Annotated in this window: 1 protein-coding gene; it reads left to right on the forward strand. The window is 67.8% G+C overall.

The annotated features are described in order from the left end of the window. Window positions 1-1,122: transposase (locus tag EYQ95_RS26190; RefSeq protein WP_132332166.1), on the forward strand; the 1,122-nt coding region annotated here is incomplete at both ends.

The following is a 1,122-nucleotide window of genomic DNA, read 5'->3' on the forward strand; positions in this document are numbered from 1 at the left end:
TGCGAGCACTGTCGTGCCGAGAGGCTGGTGGCGTATTCCTGCAAGAAGCGCGGGCTGTGCCCGAGCTGCGGCGCGCGGCGCATGGCCGAGTCGGCGCGGCATCTGGTGGACGAGGTGTTCGGCCCGCGGCCGGTGCGGCAATGGGTGCTGAGTTTCCCCTACCCGTTGCGCTTCCTGTTCGCCGGCAAACCGGATGCCATCAGCCCGGTGCTGGGCATCGTGCATCGTGTGATCGCCGGCTGGTTGGCCGATCAAGCCGGCATCGACCGCGCCAGCGCCCAGTGCGGCGTGGTGACCCTGATCCAGCGCTTCGGCAGCGCGCTGAATCTCAACATCCACTTCCACATGCTGTGGCTCGACGGCGTGTACGAGGACACCACCGAGCGTCCGCAGCGCAAGCCGCGCCTGCACCGCACCCGTGCGCCCACATCGGCGCAACTGACGCAGCTCGCCAACACCATCGCGCATCGCGTGTGCCGGCACCTGACGCGCAAAGGCTGGCTGGAAGGCGAGGACGAATCCGTGTTTCTGTCCGACAGCGCGGCGGGCGACGACGGCATGGACGCGCTGCGGATGAGTTCGATCACCTACCGCATCGCCACCGGTCGCGACGCTGGCCGCAAGGTCGTCACGCTGCAAACATTGCCCGGTGACGCAGGCTCGCTGGAGGGCGATGCCGGCAAGGTCGGTGGCTTCTCGCTGCATGCCGGCGTGGCCGCGGAAGCACACGAAAACCACAAGCTCGAAAAGCTGTGCCGCTACATCACGCGCCCGGCGATCAGCGAGCAGCGGCTATCGATCTCGCCACAGGGCAGGGTGCGTTACCAGCTCAAGACGCCGTGGCGCAATGGCACCACGCATGTCGAATGGGATGCGGTGGACTTCATCGCCAAGCTGGCGGCACTGGTCCCGCCACCTCGCGCGCATCTCACCCGCTTCCACGGCGTATTCGCCCCGAATGCAAACCTGCGTGCGCAGCTGACGCCATCGGGGCGCGTCAAGCGGCCTGCGGGCGATGCGGCGCCAGTGGACGCAAGCGCCCACGACGAGCCGCGCAGCCCCGAGCAGAAGCGCCGTGCGATGAGCTGGGCGCAACGGCTCAAGCGGGTCTTTTCCATCGAC

This window comes from Lysobacter sp. N42 (assembly GCF_004344885.1).